Annotated in this window: 15 protein-coding genes; all 15 read right to left on the reverse strand. The window is 46.5% G+C overall.

The features are described from left to right. Positions 1–8: 8 nt before the first annotated feature. Entirely contained in the window at positions 9–2,699 is a 2,691-nt protein-coding gene (gene polA, locus FT12353_RS01335; RefSeq protein WP_203617397.1) for a DNA polymerase I, read from the reverse strand. Positions 2,700–2,780: 81 nt separating this feature from the next. Beyond that, on the reverse strand, positions 2,781–3,506 hold the full coding sequence (locus FT12353_RS01340) for a Bax inhibitor-1/YccA family protein (RefSeq protein ID WP_059393452.1): 726 nt from the start codon (positions 3,504–3,506) through the stop codon (positions 2,781–2,783). Positions 3,507–3,588: 82 nt separating this feature from the next. After that, a complete protein-coding gene (gene murC, locus FT12353_RS01345; protein ID WP_203617400.1) occupies positions 3,589–4,923 on the reverse strand; it encodes a UDP-N-acetylmuramate--L-alanine ligase in 1,335 nt (444 codons plus the stop codon). 14 nt (positions 4,924–4,937) lie between these two features. Beyond that, a complete protein-coding gene (ytpR, locus tag FT12353_RS01350; RefSeq protein ID WP_203617402.1) occupies positions 4,938–5,594 on the reverse strand; it encodes a YtpR family tRNA-binding protein in 657 nt (218 codons plus the stop codon). Positions 5,595–5,645: 51 nt separating this feature from the next. After that, entirely contained in the window at positions 5,646–6,323 is a 678-nt protein-coding gene (locus FT12353_RS01355) for a 5'-methylthioadenosine/adenosylhomocysteine nucleosidase (RefSeq protein ID WP_203617405.1), read from the reverse strand. 21 nt (positions 6,324–6,344) lie between these two features. Then, entirely contained in the window at positions 6,345–6,653 is a 309-nt protein-coding gene (locus FT12353_RS01360) for a hypothetical protein (RefSeq protein WP_059393456.1), read from the reverse strand. Next, positions 6,643–7,218 (reverse strand): NUDIX hydrolase, encoded by a 576-nt coding sequence (locus FT12353_RS01365; RefSeq protein ID WP_203617408.1) that lies wholly within the window; start codon positions 7,216–7,218, stop codon positions 6,643–6,645. Before FT12353_RS01365 ends, FT12353_RS01360 begins: the two co-directional genes overlap by 11 nt. A gap of 2 nt (positions 7,219–7,220) precedes the next feature. After that, positions 7,221–7,436 carry a cold-shock protein gene (locus FT12353_RS01370; protein WP_059393458.1) on the reverse strand — a complete coding sequence of 72 codons (216 nt, stop codon included), beginning with the start codon at positions 7,434–7,436 and terminating at the stop codon, positions 7,221–7,223. 121 nt (positions 7,437–7,557) lie between these two features. Beyond that, positions 7,558–9,009, reverse strand: a complete 1,452-nt coding sequence (locus FT12353_RS01375; protein WP_047975241.1) for an NCS2 family permease — start codon at positions 9,007–9,009, stop codon at positions 7,558–7,560. Between the two features lie 176 nt (positions 9,010–9,185). Next, complete coding sequence (locus tag FT12353_RS01380) at positions 9,186–13,499, reverse strand: PolC-type DNA polymerase III (protein ID WP_203617411.1); 4,314 nt, start codon at positions 13,497–13,499, stop codon at positions 9,186–9,188. Positions 13,500–13,554: 55 nt separating this feature from the next. Continuing rightward, positions 13,555–15,291, reverse strand: coding sequence for a proline--tRNA ligase (locus FT12353_RS01385; protein ID WP_203617414.1), 1,737 nt, complete (start codon positions 15,289–15,291; stop codon positions 13,555–13,557). 78 nt (positions 15,292–15,369) lie between these two features. After that, entirely contained in the window at positions 15,370–16,623 is a 1,254-nt protein-coding gene (gene rseP, locus FT12353_RS01390) for an RIP metalloprotease RseP (protein WP_203617417.1), read from the reverse strand. 80 nt (positions 16,624–16,703) lie between these two features. After that, positions 16,704–17,501, reverse strand: coding sequence for a phosphatidate cytidylyltransferase (locus tag FT12353_RS01395; RefSeq protein WP_047975237.1), 798 nt, complete (start codon positions 17,499–17,501; stop codon positions 16,704–16,706). Between the two features lie 92 nt (positions 17,502–17,593). Next, entirely contained in the window at positions 17,594–18,379 is a 786-nt protein-coding gene (gene uppS / locus FT12353_RS01400; RefSeq protein WP_203617420.1) for an undecaprenyl pyrophosphate synthase, read from the reverse strand. Positions 18,380–18,525: 146 nt separating this feature from the next. Continuing rightward, the gene (gene glmS, locus FT12353_RS01405; RefSeq protein WP_203617423.1) at positions 18,526–20,331 is read right to left on the reverse strand and encodes a glutamine--fructose-6-phosphate transaminase (isomerizing); all 1,806 of its coding nucleotides are present in this window, start codon (positions 20,329–20,331) and stop codon (positions 18,526–18,528) included. Positions 20,332–20,358 lie beyond the last annotated feature (27 nt).

Below are 20,358 nucleotides of genomic sequence, written 5' to 3' on the forward strand. Positions count from 1 at the left end.
TGACCACCTTACTTGGCTTCGTACCAGGTTGGACCGGCATGGTCCTCAACTTTCAATGGTACGGACAAAGAAACGGCAGAATCCATCACGGAGGTTACTAACTTTCGTACTTGCTCTAACTCCTCTTTTGGACATTCAAAGACCAGTTCATCGTGAACCTGCAAAAGCATTTTGGCTTGCAAGCCCTCCTTGGTTAAGGCCTGGTCAACCTTAATCATGGCAATTTTGATAATATCAGCCGCCGAACCTTGAATTGGCGAATTCATCGCTGTTCGTTCAGCAAATGATCGTCGGTTAAAGTTTTTGGCATTAATCTCGGGCAAGTAGCGACGGCGATGTTCAATTGTTTCAACAAAGCCATCCTTATGGGCCTGCTCCTTAATCTGTTCCATCCAACCATGAATCTTAGGAAACTCTTTGAAATAGGTTTCGATAAAGGACTTGGCATCCTTGCGCGAAATGCCGAGGTTCTTTGATAAACCAAAATCAGAAATACCGTAGACGATTCCGAAATTGACGGCCTTGGCTGTCCTTCGATGGTTGGCATCAACCGGCTCATCTGCCTTCAGGCCAAAGACGGCGCGGGCCGTCTCGGCATGAATATCCTCGTCCTCCATGAAGGCCTTCTTCATGTTTGGATCACCGGTGATGGCGGCCAAAACCCGTAATTCGATCTGCGAGTAATCGGCTCCAAAGATTAGCCAATCCGGATGACTGGGAACAAAGGCGTGACGAATTTTACGTCCCTCCTCCGTCCGCATCGGAATATTTTGCAGGTTTGGATCAACTGATGACAATCGGCCGGTCTGGGTCAACGTCTGTAAGAACCGGGTGTGGATCTTCTGGTCGGCTTGATCAACCACGGCCAAGAGGCCATCAACGTAAGTTGACTTAATCTTTGCCAGTTGCCGGTACTCAAGAATATGGCTAACAATTGGCGCCTGCGGTGCCAGTTCCTCCAAGACTTCAACGGCGGTTGAATAACCGGTTTTCGTCTTCTTAATCACTGGCAAGTTCATCTTTTCAAAGAGCAACGTTCCTAACTGCTTGGTTGAATTAATGTTGAATTCTTCACCGGCAATCTGGTAAATTTCTTCTTTGAGTTGGCTGATTTTTTCGTCGAGTTCCTGGCCCATCTTTTCCAGACGGTCTTCCTTAACGGCAAATCCTTGGGCTTCCATCTTGGCCAAGACGAATGACAATGGCAACTCGATATCATGGTAGAGGTCCGTTTGCTTGTGCTCAGCCAATTCCTCAAAGGCTTTGTCACGTAAGCCATAAAGCGCTTCTGCTTTATGGCCGAGGTGATCAAAGACTTCTTGATCATCGGTTGGTACAGAGAACTTAGCACCCTTGCCATAAAAATCTTCATCGGCTGGTAGGTACAAACCAAAGCGGGCGGCCAACGTTGATAAGACGTTGTCATTGCCAACCGTATCGAGCAGATAGGCGACGAGCATAAAGTCAAAATCAACTCCGGCAAGCGTCAAGTCCAAGCGGTGCATCAATACCCAAACTTCCTTGGCATTGAAGAGGCGCAACTTCTGTTCTGGATTTTCAATCAGGTCACGTAGTGTCTGATTTTCAAACCAGGTAAAGTCACGACTAGCAAAGTACCCCAAATCATCATTACCGATAGCAAAGGCGAGCATGTCGGCCGTATGATAATTATCTGCATCCGTATCAATTTGGATAGCCAAGGTATCTGCCTTAGCAAGAGCAGTTAGGGCCGCTTCGTCCAACTCCTTCACTGGGTGGAAGTTGGCGCTTTGTGACTCAGCCTCCTCAACGGAAGTATCATCTTGACCGACCAATTGGTGCGCCTTCAGCTTGGCCAGTGCTGATTTGAAATGCAAACTTTCAAACAGTTCAACCAAGCCCTTGGTTTTTGGACCATTGTAGGCCAGGTCGTCCAAAGAAATTGATAAATCAGCATCCGTAATGATGGTGGCCAACTTCTGTGCCCGATAGGCAACATCCTTATCCGCAATCAAGTTTTCCTTCATCTTGGACTTTTTCATGTCGTCAACGTGGGCATATAAGTTATCCAGGTCGTGGTATTCGGTTAACAACTTCAAGGCTGTTTTTTCGCCAACCTTTGTCACCCCTGGATAATTATCAGAAGTATCACCGGTCAAAGCCTTCTTATCGATAATCTGTGCCGGAGTCAGTCCGAACTTTTCTTGGATATAAGCGGGTGTGTATTCTTCAATCTGAGTCACACCCTTTTTTGTAATTTTCACAGTCACCTTATCGGTGGCCAACTGCGTCAAATCTTGGTCTCCAGTAATGATGATGACATCATCACCCGCTTTTTCTCCTTCCCGAGACAGTGTTCCAATGATATCGTCTGCTTCCAAACCATTTTGTTCGTAATTATGAAGGCCATGGGCCAACACCATTTCACGAAGGTATGGAAATTGTTCCTTAAATTCAACCGGCGTCTTATCCCGACCACTCTTATAGTCGGCATAGAGGTCACCGCGAAAGGTTTCCTTACCTGATTTGGCATCCCAAGCAACAAGAGCGAAGTCAGGTTGCATTGGTAAGACGATTGATTCTAAAAAGTTATTAAAAGCCACAAGGGCATTGGTGTGTAATCCTTCCGGTGTTACCATTCGGTCTAGCTGTTGGTACATCGCGTAGAAAGCCCGAAACGCCAGCGAATTCCCATCAATTAAGAGTAGTTTTTTAGTCATTGGTTAGTCCTTATTTAACTTGTTTGTAGTTTAGCACAAAAAAAGCTCGCCGAAGCGAGCAATGTTAGTTTTTCTGACGTGTTAATTTCGGTTATCGCCGAAAAGTTGGATCAAAGCGTAGAAAATGTTCATGAAATCAAGGTAGAGCATCAAAGCTCCTGACACAGCCAAGCCGGTCGTCTGAGCCTCGCTAGCACCATTAGCTGACAATTGAACATAAACTTGACGCAACGTATTGTTGTCGTAAGCCGTGTACAAAGCGAACACGATGACAGTTGCCACTGAGATCAACAAGTGCATGGTTGAAGAACCCATGAAGATGTTAATCACTGATGCCACGATAATCCCAATCAATGAACCAAAGAGGATTGGACCCATTGAAGCCATTGACTTCTTTGAGAAGTAGCCATAGGCAGCCATTCCGGCAAACAATGCCGCAGTTGAGATAAAGGCAGCGCCAACTGAAGCGGCCGTATAAACGGCCAAAATCAAACCAAGCGTCAAGCCTTGGACAGCCGAGAAGGCCATCAAAAGACCGAAAGCCTTTGAGGGATTATTCGCGAATGAAGCGCTGCGAATCATGGCCACAATGACCAATTCAACGACAACAACCGCTGCCATCCCAATCCAGCTACCCAAAAAGAGTTGGGCAACTTGTTGCAAAAAGAAATGTTGAACGACGTAGCCGGCAACGGCCGTTACAGCCAAGGCAATTGCCATATAGCCATAAACACGCTGGAAGAAGGACTTCATGCCTTCATCAGCGCCCGTCACATCGCGGCGAGCGTTCATATCAAAATTATCCATCAGATACCTCCCATTGGTATTGTTAATTTTTCTATCTATATGATAACAAAAAAATCTTAATCTTAGATTAAAGGATGGCCCCTTAATTCAAATCAGGTAAAGTTTGACCGAGCAACTTTTCATAAGCATACTCGTACTTTTGAATATCGCCGGCACCCATGAAGACCAAAACGGCGTCATGGTGCTTCAACAATGGTGAGACATCGTCTTCCTTCAAGACAACAGCGCCATTTGGCAAAGCATCGGCAATATCTTGGGCTGAAACTGTCCCCTTACTTTCTCTGGCAGAACCAAAGATAGGCGTCAAGTAAACGGTATCAGCCGCCTGCAAAGCCTGCGCAAATTCATCCTTATAAGCGATTACCCGGGTAAAGGTGTGCGGCTGGAAGACCGCCACAATTTCCTTTGTTGGGTACTTCTGCCGAGCGGCATCAATCGTTGCTTGGATTTCCGTTGGGTGGTGAGCGTAGTCATCGATAATAACAATATCTTGGACTTTCTTCTCGGAGAAGCGACGCTTCACCCCAGGATAAGTCAACAAGTGCGCACGGACATTTGCCAAGTCCAACCCTTCCAGGTAAGCAACGGCAATGACCGCTGTGGCATTATAGACGTTATGCTGACCAAAAATTGGAATCGCAAATTCGCCCAAGTCCTGTCCCTTGAAACTTACTGAAAAAGTGGAACCGGAAGTCGTCTTCTTAACATCACTAATCAAGAAGTCATCACGACCAGCCTGATCACCGTAGTAATAGACGGGCACGTCAACACCCAAATTTTGCAAGCTCGGATCGTCGCCCCAAGCCACAATGCCCTTTTTAACACCCTTGGCAAAATCAACAAAGGCTGAGCGGACATCTGCCAAATCGTGGTAGTAGTCGGGATGGTCAAAGTCAATATTGGTCAAAATGGCATAGTCTGGGTGGTATGGTGCAAAGTGGCGTCGGTATTCATCAGCTTCCAAAACGAAGAAATCAGAATCAGCCACACCGTGACCGGTTCCGTCCCCAATCAAGTAAGAGGTCTTCGCAACATTCTTAAAGACGTGTGACAAAAGACCAGTGGTTGAAGTTTTACCGTGAGCCCCAGCGACCGCAATGGTCGTGGCTTGGTCAATTTGCTTGGCCACAGCTTCCGGGTAAGAAATCATTTTAACCCCAGCTTGCAATGCTGCCTGGACTTCCACCTGGTCATCCTCAAAGGCATTACCACGGATAAAAATCGCATCCTGATTATCCAAGACGTTTTGCGCGTCAAAAGGTAAAATCTTAATGCCCGCTTGTTCCAATGGCGCTTGCGTATAAGTAAACTGGTCGATATCCGAACCCAAGACCTCGTTGCCTTGGTCATGTAAAATTTGGGCAAGAGGCCCCATCCCAGTCCCCTTAATCCCGATAAAATAATACTTCTCTGACATGACAGTCGCCCCTTTTAATAGTTTGTATCAATCAAGCCGTCCGCATACAAACTTTGGGCAGCAGCAAAATCAAAAGCCTGGCCAATTTGGCCAAAGTCAGCTGGCAAAACCAAGGCCCCTGGCTTATCGGGTGCCCCTGGCAACTGCAATTCGCGGCCAGAAACAATCATACCGGCCGATGGCACACCGCGCAAAGCGCCATCCCAAATGATGGCACCTGAAGGCATCATCGAACCGGGCTTAGCAACCACGACGCGAATCCCCTCTTGCATATTCGGAGAACCAGAAACAATTTGGAGGCTTTCACCGTTACCAACGTTTGCCTGTGTCACGTGGAGGTGATCAGAATCAGGATGAGCAGTCATTGAAACGACTTCACCCACAACCAAGTTTGATTGTTCAACGGCAATAGCATCTTCAAAACCGGCATCTTGCAAAATCTGGTTAACTTGTGCCACTTGGCTTTCCGTCAGGAAGACTTGACCAGCTTGGTCAGTCAATGCCAAAGCTGCACCGGCACCTTCAATGTTGATGCCCAACGTTTGCTTACTTTCGGCATCAACAACCTTGGTCACCTGCCCCTTGGTTTCTTGGACAACCTTCCCCGTTGCTGGCGCAAAAGTTAACATCAAAATATCGCCAACTGCTGCTTGATTATAAACTGCAATCATGATTTTTCATCCTCTAATTTCAAATATTTTCAATCGCTGGCTGTCCGCTCATTAGGCAGACAATGAGTCCAGGTAAGCCAGTAATAACTGGGCTGATTTTTGGCCGGCCTCGACAACAAACTCGTCAAAAGTCACAGATGATTCACCATTGGCCAAATCAGAAACGCCCCGCAAAACAATAAACGGCACATTAAAGCGTGTTGCCACTTGAGCAACCGCTGCCCCTTCCATTTCGGCCAAAAGAGCCTTGGGGAAGTGTTGTTTAATTTCTTCTTTTTTGTCCTGTTGAACAAAGCTATCACCAGACACAATCAAGCCAGCCTGGCTATCCGTCAAGGCCTCAAACGCCTTAACCAAGTCCGCATCAGCTTCGAAGTAAGCAGGTTGAGCTGGCAACTGACCAAAATCATATCCGAAGACTGTGACGTCGGCATCAAAGTATGTCAACTTCGTACCGATAACCAAATCACCAATAGCCAATTCCGGCTGCAATGCACCGGCAGAGCCGGTATTGATGACCACGTCCACATGAAAGACCTGGGTCAAAATCGTCGTTGCCGTTGCGGCAGCAACCTTACCAATCCCTGATTCCGCTAAAAAGATTTCTTGACCGGCATATTCACCGACCAAAACTGTTAAATCAGCAAAGCTTTTTTCAACAGGGTTTTGGATTGCGCTCGTCAATGCCTTTTTTTCTTCAGGCATTGGGGTAATAATTCCAACTTTCAAAGTAGGTATCCTCACAGATTTTTAGTTAAAATTGACAAAGAAAAAGAAGAGATAAGTCAAGACAATCAAAACCGCCACAAAAATCATGCCGCGGTTATAGCGGTATGCTAGGCGGTCCGTTTTTCCTTTTTCCGTTAATTCACCATTTGATCCCAGTTCAAAGCGGCCCTTTTTAGTCAGGCGCATCTCGGCTCGGTTTTCCGGTTCAACCACTGTGATTTCATCCGGATGAGCCTTTTCATATTCGCGTTCAACCTGTCGGCGCATCTTTGCCCGCTTCTTATCTTCACGACTTTGCCGTGACCGGGTGAAAAAATGATTATTTGCCATTTGTTAATCTCCAATTTGTCCAGTAGAAATAAGCCGTCAACGTCTTTTGATCATTGAGTTCGCCTCGTTGATACAGTTCGGTCATTTCATCATAGGAAACCGTCAATAGGTCCAAGGATTCGCCATGGTCCTGCGGCAGTTGTTCAGCATTTGCTAGAGCCGTCATATCGGTTGCCAGGTAAAGGACAATTCTTGCATCCGTAAAGCCGATGGCTTCATAAACGGTCGCAAATTTAGTCAAAGAACCGGGATGAAAACGAATCTCTTCGTTCAATTCTCGGATAGCTGCCTGTCGTGCGGCTTCTTCTTCGTTCCCATGGTCGCGACTGTCTACTTTTCCAGCCGGAATTTCTAGGACAAAATCATCGGCTGCAGCGCGCCATTGGCGAACTAAGATAGCGTGATCGGCATCTACTAATGGCAAGATACCAACGGCCAAGGCATGGTGCACGATATCGCGTTGCGCCTGACTGCCGTCAGCAAGTTCCACCTGGCGTTTCTCAACAGAGAAAATCTTGCCCTGGTAAACGTCCTGCTTTGATAAAAACCGTTCTTTTTCCGCCATACCTAGTCCTTTCCGTCAATAACCTGGACTTGAGCAGCTTGAAAAGCGTCCTTGCCTTGAACCAGGACGTAGGCAACTCGTTGCCCCTGGTGGAGAGATTTAAAACCATCCCCAGCAATGCCGTTAAAGTGGACGTAAACGTCCGGTCCCTTTTGATCGGGTGTGATATAGCCATAGCCGCGTTCGGCTTGCCAAATTTTTACTGTTCCATATTTCATAGCTCTATTATAGCAAAAAACGGCCTGAATCGCTTGGTAAAAGTCTTCTTTCTATAAAATCAGGACCGAAATTTGCCAACAAAAAAAGACGACCAAAGTCGTCTTTCAATCCTGATTTGCTTTAAATAATCGCAATCAGGATAAAGTTAATTAAGAAGAAGGCAGTAATCACCAACAAGATTGGTGACAACGTCTTGAATTGCTTTTGCGCAATCTTAACCACGATATAGAAAATAAAGCCAGCGGCAATTCCATAAGAAATTGAATAAGAGAAGGCCATGAAAATCGATGTAAAGAAGGCTGGCAAGGCAACTGCCAAATCCGCCCAATCAATCTTCTTGAATTCGGCCATCATCATGATTCCAACCACAATCAAAAGCGGTGCGATAGCGGCCGTTGGTACGATTGATACCAATGGTGCCAAGAAAAGCATCAGCAGGAAGCCAACTGAAGTCACCACGTTGGCCAAACCAGTCCGGCCACCCGCAGCGACCCCGGTCGCTGATTCAATAAAGGTTGTTGTATTCGAAGTTCCAACAGCCCCAGCCAAGGTTGTCGTAAAGGTATCAACGACCAAGGCCTTGTCCATCTTAGAATTGAAGGAATTATCGGCAACGAACGCTTCTTGGTCTTCCTTGGAGAAGATACCAGTCTGGTTACCAATTCCAATCAAAGTTCCGATGGCATCAAACAAGCCAGTCAAGCCCATGGCGAAAATCGTAACGACCGCCAAAATGGTCTTTTGCCAAGTACCAAAGAGTGACTGCATGCCGTGTGGGCCAAAGGCAGCACCAAAGGTTGATGAGAATTCAGAAAAGGCGTGTGGCAAAGAGGTTGCTGCTGACATGTGCACGTCCGTCACACCCATTGGAATACCAATCAAAGTCGTTGCAACCAACGTAATCAAAAATGCACCTGGGACCTTTTTAATGAGCATAAAGGTCAACAACAGCAAACCAATCAAGGCCAACAATGCTGGTGATTGCGTAAACTTGGTCAATTCTGGGGTTACACCACCAGAGGCCAACAATGAAGTCAATGGTCCATGAACTGACCCACCGTTGTAGGCCTTATCATTAACGGTAATCAAGTTATTGCCATCAATCACAAAGTTGATGAAGCCGGCATTCTTCAAACCAATATAGGTCACGAAGACACCTAGCCCACCACCAATGGCTGCCTTTAACTCAGTTGGAATGGCCTTCACAATTGCTTGACGACCATGGGTCAACGTAATGATGACATCCAAAATTCCAACCAAGAAAACGATGGCCAAAGCCTGTTGCCACTTAAAGCCAAAGCCAAAGACGATGGTGTAAGTGAAATAGGCCTGCATTCCGATTCCAGGAGCTAGAGCAAAAGGAACGTTGGCATACAAGCCCATCGCCAAGGTTCCAAAAACGGCAACGATAATGGCTGCCACGAAGACAGCCAAAGCTGGCATCCCCGTTTGTCCCAAAATTTGTGGGTTCAAGAAGAAAATGTAAGCCATGGACACGAAAGTCGTAATCCCGGCAACCACTTCACGGCGCACCGTGGTGTTGTTTTCCTTGAGTTTAAAAAATGATTGCATGATATCCGGCTGGCAAAGCGCCGGCTCCTTTTCTTATTTTTTTGATAACTGCTGATATCCGCCACAGCAGTGGTGCACTTTTGTCTTATCTATCTCACGGTCCGGCTGAAAAATCAAACATGAACTGTCTGACAGTCGTGCTTCAAAAGCAGACGTTGACGTTTTGATAGATCGACCTAAAAGTCAAACAGAGACAACTGATTTTCATCCGGCAAGTCCGAAATAACCGAATGTAGCGTTAAGAACTCGATAATGGTCTGAGAAACCTTGCCCCGCTTCTTCAAGTCTTCCTTACTGATAAACTTCTTTTCGGCGCGGGCCGCCACAATTTGCTTGGCCACGTTATCACCCAAGCCAGGAATCGTTGAGAACGGTGGGATTAATTCATTACCATCAATGACCCAATCCGTCGCTTCTGATCGGTAAAGGTCGACCATTTTAAAGGAAATCCCTCGCTCTAGCGCTTCATTGGCCATTTCCAAGACAGTCTGTAGGTCTTGGTCACCCTTGGTGGCATCATTACCGAGGTCACGAATCTTGGCGATGGCTGATTTAACCGCTTCCTTACCACGAGCCATGGCAACCACATCAAAGGCCGAAGCACGGACTGAGAAATAAGTCGCGTAATAGATCGCTGGGAAGTAGACCTTAAAGTAAGCAATCCGCAACGCCATCAACACGTAGGCCGCGGCATGGGCCCGGGGGAACATATACTTAATCTTCAAACAAGATTCGATATACCACTCCGGCACCTCATGCTTGCGCATCAGTGCCTGGTACTCATCGGTAATGCCCTTACCCTTTCGAACCTTTTCCATAATGTTAAAGGCATCTTCAGAAGGCAGGCCATAGCCGATTAAATCAGTCATGATTTTATCACGGGTTCCAATCACCGTCGCGATTGTCGCTGTGCCGTTTTCAACCAAGTCGTGAGCATTGCCAAGCCACACATCCGTTCCGTGGGACAGACCAGAAATCTGTAGCAGTTCCGAATAAGTATGTGGTTGCGTGTCTTCCAACATCCCCCGCACAAAGTTCGTTCCAAATTCCGGTAACCCAAGCGTCCCGGTCTTCGAATTAATTTGCTCAGGGGTCACCCCTAAGGCCTCGGTTGAGGTAAAGAGGCTCAAAACACCGGGGTCATTGGCTGGAATTGACTGTGGGTCAATCCCGGACAAATCCTTCAGCGTCCGGACCATCGTGGGATCATCATGTCCCAGGATATCCATCTTCAAAAGATTATCGTGAATCGAATGGTAATCCATGTGGGTGGTTTGCCACAAAGCGGTTTGGTCATCGGCTGGGTATTGCACCGGCGTAAAATCATAAATATCATAATCGGCCGGAACAATCAGAATACCACCGGGGTGCTGCCCCGTCGTCCGCTTGACCCCGGTAATACCGGAAGCCAACCGTTCTACTTCGGCGCCACGGTAGTGCTTGTCATGGTCACGTTCATAGGCCTTCACATAACCAAAGGCCGTCTTTTCAGCCACAGTCGCAATTGTGCCGGCACGGTAAACCTTCTTTTCACCGAACATCACCTTCATATAGTTATGGGCAATCGGCTGGTAGTCACCCGAGAAGTTCAAATCGATATCGGGCACCTTATTTCCGGTGAAGCCCATGAAGGTTTCGAAAGGAATATTTTGCCCATCACCGATGAGCATTTCACCGGGATGGTTTGGGTCTTCCTTATCAGGCAAGTCATAGCCCGAACCATACCTCTTTTCATCGGCCAACTCAAAGTAATCGCCATGAGCCGACCGATAATGTGGTGGCAAGGGGTTAACTTCGGTAATTCCAGACATGGTGGCCACAAAGGATGATCCAACCGAACCACGAGAACCAACCAGATAGCCGTCCTTATTGGACTTGGCCACCAGGCGTTGGGCAATCATGTAGTGCGGCGCAAAGCCGTTACCGATGATTGACTTCAACTCCCGGTCGATTCGTTCTTGGATCAAATCAGGTAGTGGGTCGCCGTATGCTTCTTTGGCAGCAGCAAAGGTCTTTTCGCGCAATTCATCACCGGCTTCTGGAATCTTTGGTGGGAATGATCCCTCCTTCAATGGTGAAATATCCTCCACCTGATTTGCAATGGCGTGTGTGTTTGTAATGACAACTTGTTTGGCCTCATCCTCGCCCAAGAAAGCAAACTGATCAAGCAAGTTCTGGGTCGTCCGGAAGTGCAAATCCGGCAAGTTTGTCCGGTTCAACGGATTTCCTGGTTGTGACCCAATCAGAATGCTTCGATAAATTTTATCTTCGGGGTTCGTATACTTGACGTCGCCCGTTACCGCAACCGGCTTATTCAATTCCTGACCAAGCTGAATCATTTCCTTGATCAGCTTTTCCAGCTTACTTTTATTGGCAATCAATTGGCTATCCAACATTGGTTGGTAGTTTGCCAGTGGCTGAATTTCCAAGTAGTCATAAAAGGCAGCCTTCTTCTTAGCCGCTTGATACCCCTTTTCAATCAACGTGACGATCACATCACCATCAGTATCACCGGTTCCAATCAACAGCCCCTCCCGATATTTAACCAGAACGGACCGCGGAATTCGTGGCACCTTGTTAAAGTAGAGGACGTTTGATTCCGAAACCAGGCGATACAGATTTTTTAGGCCAGTCTCATTTTGCACCAAGACAGACAGGTGGAATGGCCGGCCATGACGCCAAGCCCCACCATCGAGCATATGGTCGTTTAACTGATTCAGGTTTGATAGATCAAAGCGTTCCTTAGCCTCTTTTAGTAACTTCCAAGCCAAGTGACCGGTCGTTTCGGCATCGTAAATGGCGCGGTGGGCCTGCTCCAACTCGATACTAAACTTCTTGGCTAAAGTACCCAAACGATAAGACTTATAGTCGGGATACAGCCAACGCGTTAGGGTCAACGTATCGATCACAGGATTTGAAATTGCTTCTTCACCATATCGGTCATAGGTAGCATTCAAGAAGTCCACATCAAAAGTCACGTTATGACCAATCAAAATCGTCCCAGCGGACCATTCCCGAAAGGCATTAATCACATCCTTTTCGGGCTTGGCGTTAGCCACCATGGCATCGGTAATCGACGTTAAGTTCGTCGTAAATTCGGACAGTGGGAAGCCAGGGTTGATATATTCTGAGAACTTGTCAACCACGTTCCCCAGTTCCATCTTCACGGCCGATAATTCAATAATTCGGTCCGAAACGGCCGACAACCCCGTCGTTTCCAAATCGAAGGCGACGTAGGTTTGGTCCTTGGCCAAGAGGTCTAAGTCCTTGGTGTTATAGGCAATCGGATCACCATCCTCAACGACGTTGGCTTCCATACCATAAATCATTTTCAAATTATGCTTTTTGGCCGCAGCAATCGCCGTTGGATACCCTTGAACGTTGCCGTTGTCCATGACCGCCAGCGTCGTCTGGCCCCAGTTTTCAGCCAAGCCAGCCAAGCCGTTAAAATCAGTGACCGCATCCATCCCAGACATATTGGTATGGGCATGCAGTTCGATGCGCTTTTCCTCGCCCTCATAGGGTTCGGCTCGCTTTTCGTGGTCAACGACTTGAAGGTCATAGATGTTTAAGGCTAATTCACGAGCGTAGGTATCCTCTTGCACGTTTCCACGGACCTTAACCCACTGACCCGCCTTTAATTGATTGAAGACGGCCTCGTCCTGCTCATTATTTGAAAACTTCTTCGCCGTAATTGATGAAGAGTAGTCCGTAATCTTTAAGGTCATTAATTTACGACCGGACCGAAGTTCGCGAACTTCATCGGCAAAGACAAACCCTTCAACGACGACCCGCGACTCCTCACCATCAATTTCCTCTAAGCGAGTGACTGGGATATCAGCGTTGATGGCGCGGCCAAGGCGCAGTGCAACCCCAGATGCAGACTTCTTTGGCTTGGCCGCATTGGCCTTTTCAATGGCCTGATTGATACTTTCTTGAACAGCCTGATGGTGAGACTGGTAATCTTGCGACAACTTTTCCTGCATCTTTTCGTCGACTTGGATGGCAAAGGTCAAATCAGGCAAGCCAAAGCTTTGATAGACTGCTTGCAATTCAGCCAAAACATTCTTCGTCATGGCAGCAGCCAAATTAGGCATTGCCGTGGCAATCAATACCTGACGGTCTTTCGCCAAATTGATTTGCGAAGAAGCCGCTAACTGTTGCCCAACGGCAAACGGCAAACTGGTTTTGGTCAAGGCTAAGTGAAAATAGTCTCGAATCACTTCGTCGCTAACCGTTGTATTAGCGGCTTCAATGGCCAAATCAACTGAGGAAACGTGTTGGAAATTTCCTTTCAGACCTTGGGAAAAACTCAGGTATACCTGGAAGGGCAAAACCTGATTTAACGCCAAGACAAAGCGCCAAGACTTTTCAACCGGATTAACCTCAACCGCCTTTAAGTACCCACCTTGAAAATACGCCCGGTTCTCTTCCCCTTGCTTCGTTTGGGTCAGTAATTGTTCTAATTGTTCTTTTGGGCTCAGCGGCATACAAAAACCTTTCTATGACAGCAAAAAGCCGATCTACATCGGCTTTTTGTCAAACTTACTGTGCATCTTCTTGCCCATCTAATAAGACGGCAATCGATTCATTTACTTCTGAAATACGCATTTCAAATTCAGATTGGGTACCACGAACAGTGACTTCCACAATCCCTTCACCGGCCTTCTTACCAATCGTAATGCGGATTGGCAAACCAATCAAATCAGCATCGGCGAACTTGACACCTGGACGTTCCTTACGGTCATCAACCAAGACTTCTAATCCTTGGTCAGTCAATGAAGCTTCCAATTCAGCCGTGACCTTGGCCTGGTCATCATCCTTCAAGTTGATGGGCACAAGGTGAACATCGAATGGCGCAACGCTTGCTGGCCAAACCAATCCCTTGTCGTCACTCTTTTGTTCTGCAATTGCTGCCAACAAACGAGAAACACCAATGCCATAAGAACCCATAATCATGTCGGTATTGCGGCCATTTTCATCAAGCACTTGGGCACCCAAGGCCTTTGAATACTTTGTTCCTAATTTGAAAATGTGGCCAATTTCGATTCCCTTGGTGAATTGTAGCTTTCCCTTACCGTCAACGGAAAGGTCCCCTTCCTTGGCTGTTCGGAAATCAGCAACCTGGTCATCAGCCAATTCAACATCTCGACCCCAGTTCACGTTCAAGAGGTGCTTGCCATCTTCATTGGCTCCTGCGGCAAAGTTGACCAAATCAGCGGCACGCTCGTCAACTAGTAATTGAACGTTTTCTGGCAAACCAACTGGTCCTAATGAGCCAAATGATGCCCCAACAGTTTCCTTAACCAATCCTTCATCGGCCAATTCAACTTCTGGATAGCCCAAATGATTTTGGACCTTAACCAAGTTCACTTCAAAGTCACCAGTTGTCACAACAGCAACCAAGTCTTGGTCAGGAGTGATAACCATGATTGTCTTCACTAGTTGAGCAGGATCTTCATCCAAAAGTTCTGCTAATTCTGCAATCGTTTTTGCATTTGGCGTATCAATCTTTTGTAATTCAGCTAATTCTTGACCCTCTTGTGGATTTTCCTGGCGAACATAAGCATCCTTGGCCATTTCCAAGTTAGCTGCATATTCGCTTTGATCAGAATAAACAATCGTGTCTTCCCCAGCAGCTGCGGGTGCTGAGAATTCCTTTGAATCAGAACCACCCATGGCACCAGCATCACCAACGATTACCCGGTAATCAATGCCAATTCGATCAAAGATCTTCACGTAAGCTGCTTCCATCTTCGTAAAGGCAGCATCCAAACCAGCTTGATCAGCTGAGAATGAATAAGCATCCTTCATAATGAATTCACGCGTCCGCAAAAGGCCAAAACGTGGGCGACCTTCATCACGGAACTTGGCTTGAATTTGATAAACCAATAATGGTAACTTTTTATAAGACTTCACATCGTTAGCAAAAAGTTCCGTAAAGGTCTCTTCATGCGTTGGGCCCAAGATAAAATCACGGTCCTGACGGTTCTTAAACTTATATAAATCTTGGCCATAAGTAGCATAACGGCCTGACCGCTCCCACAATTCAGCAGGCAAAACTTCAGGCACCAACATTTCGTTGGCATCAACCGCATCCATTTCCTCACGGATGATGGCTTCAATTTTGTTCAACACACGCTTTGCCAATGGTAAGTAAGCAAACATCCCAGCCGTAACGGGTCGGATGTAACCGGCCTTCAAGAGCAATTGATGTGATTTTACTTCGGCGTCAGCGGGAATCTCCCGCAAGGTTGGCATGAAAAGCTGTGATTGTTTCATAAAGTCCTTCTTTCGACTAATTTTAATTAATAGGCAATGGCCTGTCATGAAAAAGCGAATAACATTATTTGTAAATCATTATTGACCCAAGTCCTTAATGGTCACTAAGATCATCAAGACAACCAGCAAGGCTGTTCCAGCACCAGTCAATGTTGTTGCTAACCAGGCAGGCGCAGGTCGCCTGAAGATTCCTTCAATAAGGTCTAAAAAGATTTTACCACCATCTAAAGGCGGAATTGGTAAAAGATTGATTAAGCCCAGGTTAACCGATAGCAGTCCCAGCAGGGCTAGCACCGTGACAAATCCTTGGTGCGATGCCTGGGCAGTTGTCTTGGCTAACATCACGGGGCCACCCAGTTTGTTGATTGAAAAGCCACCCACAAAAAGATCCTTGATTCCGTTACCTACTTGAGTAAACCACGTACCCGTATTGAGGAGAGAAAACTTAATTCTTGACAGCGGATCGCGGTAACTTTTCACCCCAACCCCGATTCGAATTTGTTTTTGTCCTGAAACCTCAATCAATTCAGGCGTTACTGTTTTATTCAACGTCTTGCCTGACCGACTAATTTTCAATTGCAGTGATTGGTCGGCCTTCTTCGTCACCTCATTAGCAAAATCAGTAAAGCTCTGAACGCTTTGACCGTTAACGGCCAAAATCTTATCACCAGACTGAATGCCAGCCTGAGCGGCCGGTTCACTCTTGACTACCTGGCCAATAATTGGTTCATTAAAGTGAACTGAAGGCAAGGCAAAACTTAAGATTCCGGCAGCTAAAATAGCCAAAATAAAGTTCATTGCCGGTCCCGCAAAGTTAATCAACAACCGTTTCCAAACAGGCGCTGATTCAACCCACGTACTTGCGGGAGCAATACGCGTAGTAATCCCCTCTTGGTCGGTCTTAATCGCCGTTTGGGCAACCGTCAACGTTTGTAGGTATTCCTCATCCTGACGGTAACCGGTCATGGTCATGTCATGGACCAAATCAGCTGAATCGACTTGGAAAAAGAAGCCGGGGCCATCCTGGTCAACCCGCTCATCCATGCTTTCAACTTCGCCGGCCTGATTTAAGACCAGTCGAAAACGCTGCCCAGCTTCGAGCTCATCCTTTTCCATCTCGCTCGCCATGCGCACATAGCCACCCACGGGTAAAAGACGAATCGTATAAGCCGTTTGATTCTTATACCATGATAAAATTTTTGGGCCCATGCCAATAGCAAATTCACGAACCAAGACACCTGATTTTTTGGCGACAATAAAGTGTCCAAATTCATGGAAACCGACCAACAGGCCAAAAACAATCAAAAAAGCGATAATCGCAGTGATGTTCATTTATTTCATCCTTAAAAATAGCTACAAAGTTCTTGTTCTAATTTAGCTGAGAAAAGCAGCCAGACAACAGGTTTTGGATGTTACTGAAGCATCCCCAAGACAGCCATCAAGGGCATCACGACCAACATCGAGTCAAAGCGGTCTAAGATACCACCGTGACCTGGCAAAATGCGACCAGAATCCTTAACACCGAAGTGACGCTTCAAAGCAGATTCAATCAAATCACCGATTTGACCAGCGATTGACAGCAAAACAGCCATGATGACTAAATCCCAGACGGCATATGGCAAAGCATTGGTCAAAGCGTACAAGGTAACCACAACAACCACCGCAATCACTGTCCCACCAACAGAGCCTTCCCAAGTCTTGTTAGGTGAGAGGTTCGGTGACAACTTGTGCTTACCAAAGGCTTTGCCGACAAAGTAAGCAAATGAATCTGTCAACCAAACCAAAAGCATTCCGAAGAATAAGACGGATAAGCCACGGAAATCAGCCAAGTAGAAATAGTGGAATCCTGTTCCAATATAAACCATGGCCAAAAATAGCGTACCAGCATCCTGGAAATTAAAGCTCTTCTTAGCAAAAACCGTTCGAGCAAGGAACAAAAAGGCCAGACCGTAAATCACGGATTGGCTATTGACCGTTGCCGGCCAAAAGCCGCTTTGCCAAAAATCTTTCGGCAGGATGATAGCGACAACTCCAATATAAGAAATCAGGGCTTCAAAAGAAACCAATAGCGTGTGGGTCATCTTCAAAACTTCACTCATCGCCACAATTCCCAAAGCAATGGTCAAAACTAGCAATGGTAAGTCCCCAATAATAATTAAGGGAATAAAAACAATCAAGGCCAAAACGGCCGTAATAATCCGCGTTTTCATCGGAATTTCTCACTTTCAAAATTTAAATCTTTTTTCGTTTATGCCACCCTCTTTTGCATCCGGGTAGCGACTAGATGTCGTGATTACTGATTTTATGAGCTGACCTTACCAAAGCGACGATCACGCTTGGTAAAACTCTCCAGTGCCAATTCGAACTGTTCTTGGTCAAAATCAGGCCAAAGAACCGGCGTAAAGTAAAACTCCGAATAGGCGGCCTGATAAGGTAAGAAGTTCGAGAGTCGTTCTTCACCAGAGGTCCGAATAATCAAATCAGGATCGGCCAAGTCACCTAAGAAGCCTGTCGTTAATTCAGCAGCAAAGGCCGCTGGGTTAATGTCTTCAACCGCCATTTCGCCATTTTGTACCTTTTTAGCCAGTGCCGCTGCGGCTTCAACGATTTCTTTTTGGCCACCATAGTTCAAGGCAAAGTTCAAAACCATCCCAGTATTTTGACTGGTTTGTTCCTTTGCGTCGTAAACCGCCTTTTTGGTTGCTTCGGGCAAGGCATCAATATCGCCAATGGTTTCCACTCGAACATTTTGTTCAATTAACTCCGGTACAAAGGTATCAAAGAAAGTGACCGGTAACTTCATTAAAAAGGAAACTTCATCCTTAGGCCGTGACCAATTTTCCGTTGAAAAGGCGTAGAGTGTCAAGACCGAAACGCCAGCCGAAGAGGCTAATTTAGTAACCGTCTTGACCGTCTCCATCCCCTCTTTATGACCCGCTACCCGAGGCATATGTCGCTTTTTGGCCCAACGACCATTTCCATCCATAATAATGGCTAAGTGCTTTGGAATCTTTAATTCATTTAAGACCAAGTGGTGGCCGACTAAATGTTTCTTTTTATGTGAAAATACCTTTGCCAACAGGCTCATCGTTTTGTCTCCGTCCGACTTTCGTCATTTAATTCATTCCTCACTATTTTACCAGAAAAAAGCGGGCAAACAAAAAAATGCCGGCTGAAATTCGCCGACATTTTGGTTACTAGTGTTGTTTTTTGATGATTGGGCAGCCAAACACTTTATTGAACCGTGACTGATTTTGCCAGGTTACGAGGACGATCAACATCCAAATGACGGTCCAATGTTGCATAATAAGCAATCAATTGGGCTGGGATAACAGCCAAGATTGGCATCAACAATTCTTCCACTTCAGGCAAAACAAAAGCATCGCCATCCTTAGTCAAGCTCTTTGAAGCGATCACAACCGTATTAGCACCACGGGCAGCAACCTGAGCCACTTCACCACGGAGTAATCCGGCCGTCTTCTTTTGCGTCAACAACGCAAAGACTGGCGTACCATCTTCAATCAAGGAAATCGTACCGTGCTTCAATTCCCCGGCTGCAAAGCCTTCCGTCTGCACGTAAGAGATTTCCTTCAACTTCAAAGCCGCTTCCAAAGCAACCGCAGCATCCAAGCCACGACCGATATAAAAGGCTGACTTTTGGTCCTTCAAGGCCGTTTCAGCAATCTTCTTAAAGGTTTCCTTTTCATCCGTAATGGCTGAGATTTCAACAGCGACCTTGGCCAATTCTGCCTTCAAATCAAAGCCAGGGTTCCCCAAGGCTGAAGCCAAGATGGCTTGAACCAAAACTTGGGCCGTATAGGCCTTGGTTGAAGCCACGGCGATTTCTGGGCCGGCCAAGACTGGCAAGGCAAAATCAGCTTCGCGGGTCAACGTTGAATTCATCACGTTGGCCAACGTCAAGGCTGGGAAGCCCTGCTTCTTGACGTTATCCAACACTTCACGAGAATCAGCCGTTTCACCAGACTGAGACAAGAAGATAAAGAATGGCTTAGCTGACAACATTGGTTGGTCGTAAGCAAATTCCGAAGCAATGTGCACTTCCGTTGGAATCTTTGCCCATTGTTCGAAGTAACGCTTTCCAACCAAACCGGCGTGGTAAGAAGTTCCAGCTGCCACAATGTACAGGCGGTCAGCTTCCTTCATCTTGTCGGTGATGGCACAACCGATTCCTTGCAACTGTCCCTCCTCATCGAAGTAATGAGCAGCAATATTGCGGGCAACGACCGCTTGTTCATCGATTTCCTTCAACATGTAGTAAGGGTAAGCGCCCTTGTCCGTGTCTTCTGGGTCAATTTCCAATGTAAAGTGTTCGCGATCAACTGGTTTTTCGTTAGCATCATAAACGGCCACTGAGTCTGGCTTGATGATAGCGATATCACCATCGCGCAATTCGATAAATTCCTTGGTCACATCAATCATGGCAGCGGCATCAGACGTCACCACGTTCCCATGGTCAGAGACACCAACCAAAAGTGGTGACTTCTTCTTAGCGGCAAACAAAGTACCAGGTTCCTTCGTATCAATCAACAAGAAGCCATAAGCTGAGTTGTCACCCAACAAAGAAATCATCTTCCGGAAAGCTTCAACGTTTGACAAGCCTTCTTCAGTAGCAAACTTGTCAACCAATTGAACAGCGACTTCCGTATCCGTTTCAGAAACAAAGTGAACACCCGGCAAGTATTCAGCCTTCAATTCTTGGTAATTTTCAATCACACCGTTGTGAACCAAGTAGAAACGGTCATCGGCTGACTTTTGTGGGTGGGCGTTTTCAATGGTCACGTTCCCGTGGGTTGCCCAACGAGTATGGGCGATTCCGGCAGTACCAATAAAACCGTTGGCCTTCGCTTTTTCAGCTAACTTGGCAACCCGTCCCTTCTCACGAATATAGGCATCATTGCCTGCATTATCCATCAGATAAACACCGGCAGAATCGTAACCACGGTATTCCAACTTTTGCAAACCATGCAAAAGGCATGGCAAAGCCTGTTCAACACCGGTTACTCCAACAATTCCACACATACAAAATTTCTCGCTTTCAAAAAAATT

Source organism: Fructobacillus tropaeoli, from assembly GCF_016860625.1.
In the GTDB taxonomy this organism is placed as follows: domain Bacteria; phylum Bacillota; class Bacilli; order Lactobacillales; family Lactobacillaceae; genus Fructobacillus; species Fructobacillus tropaeoli.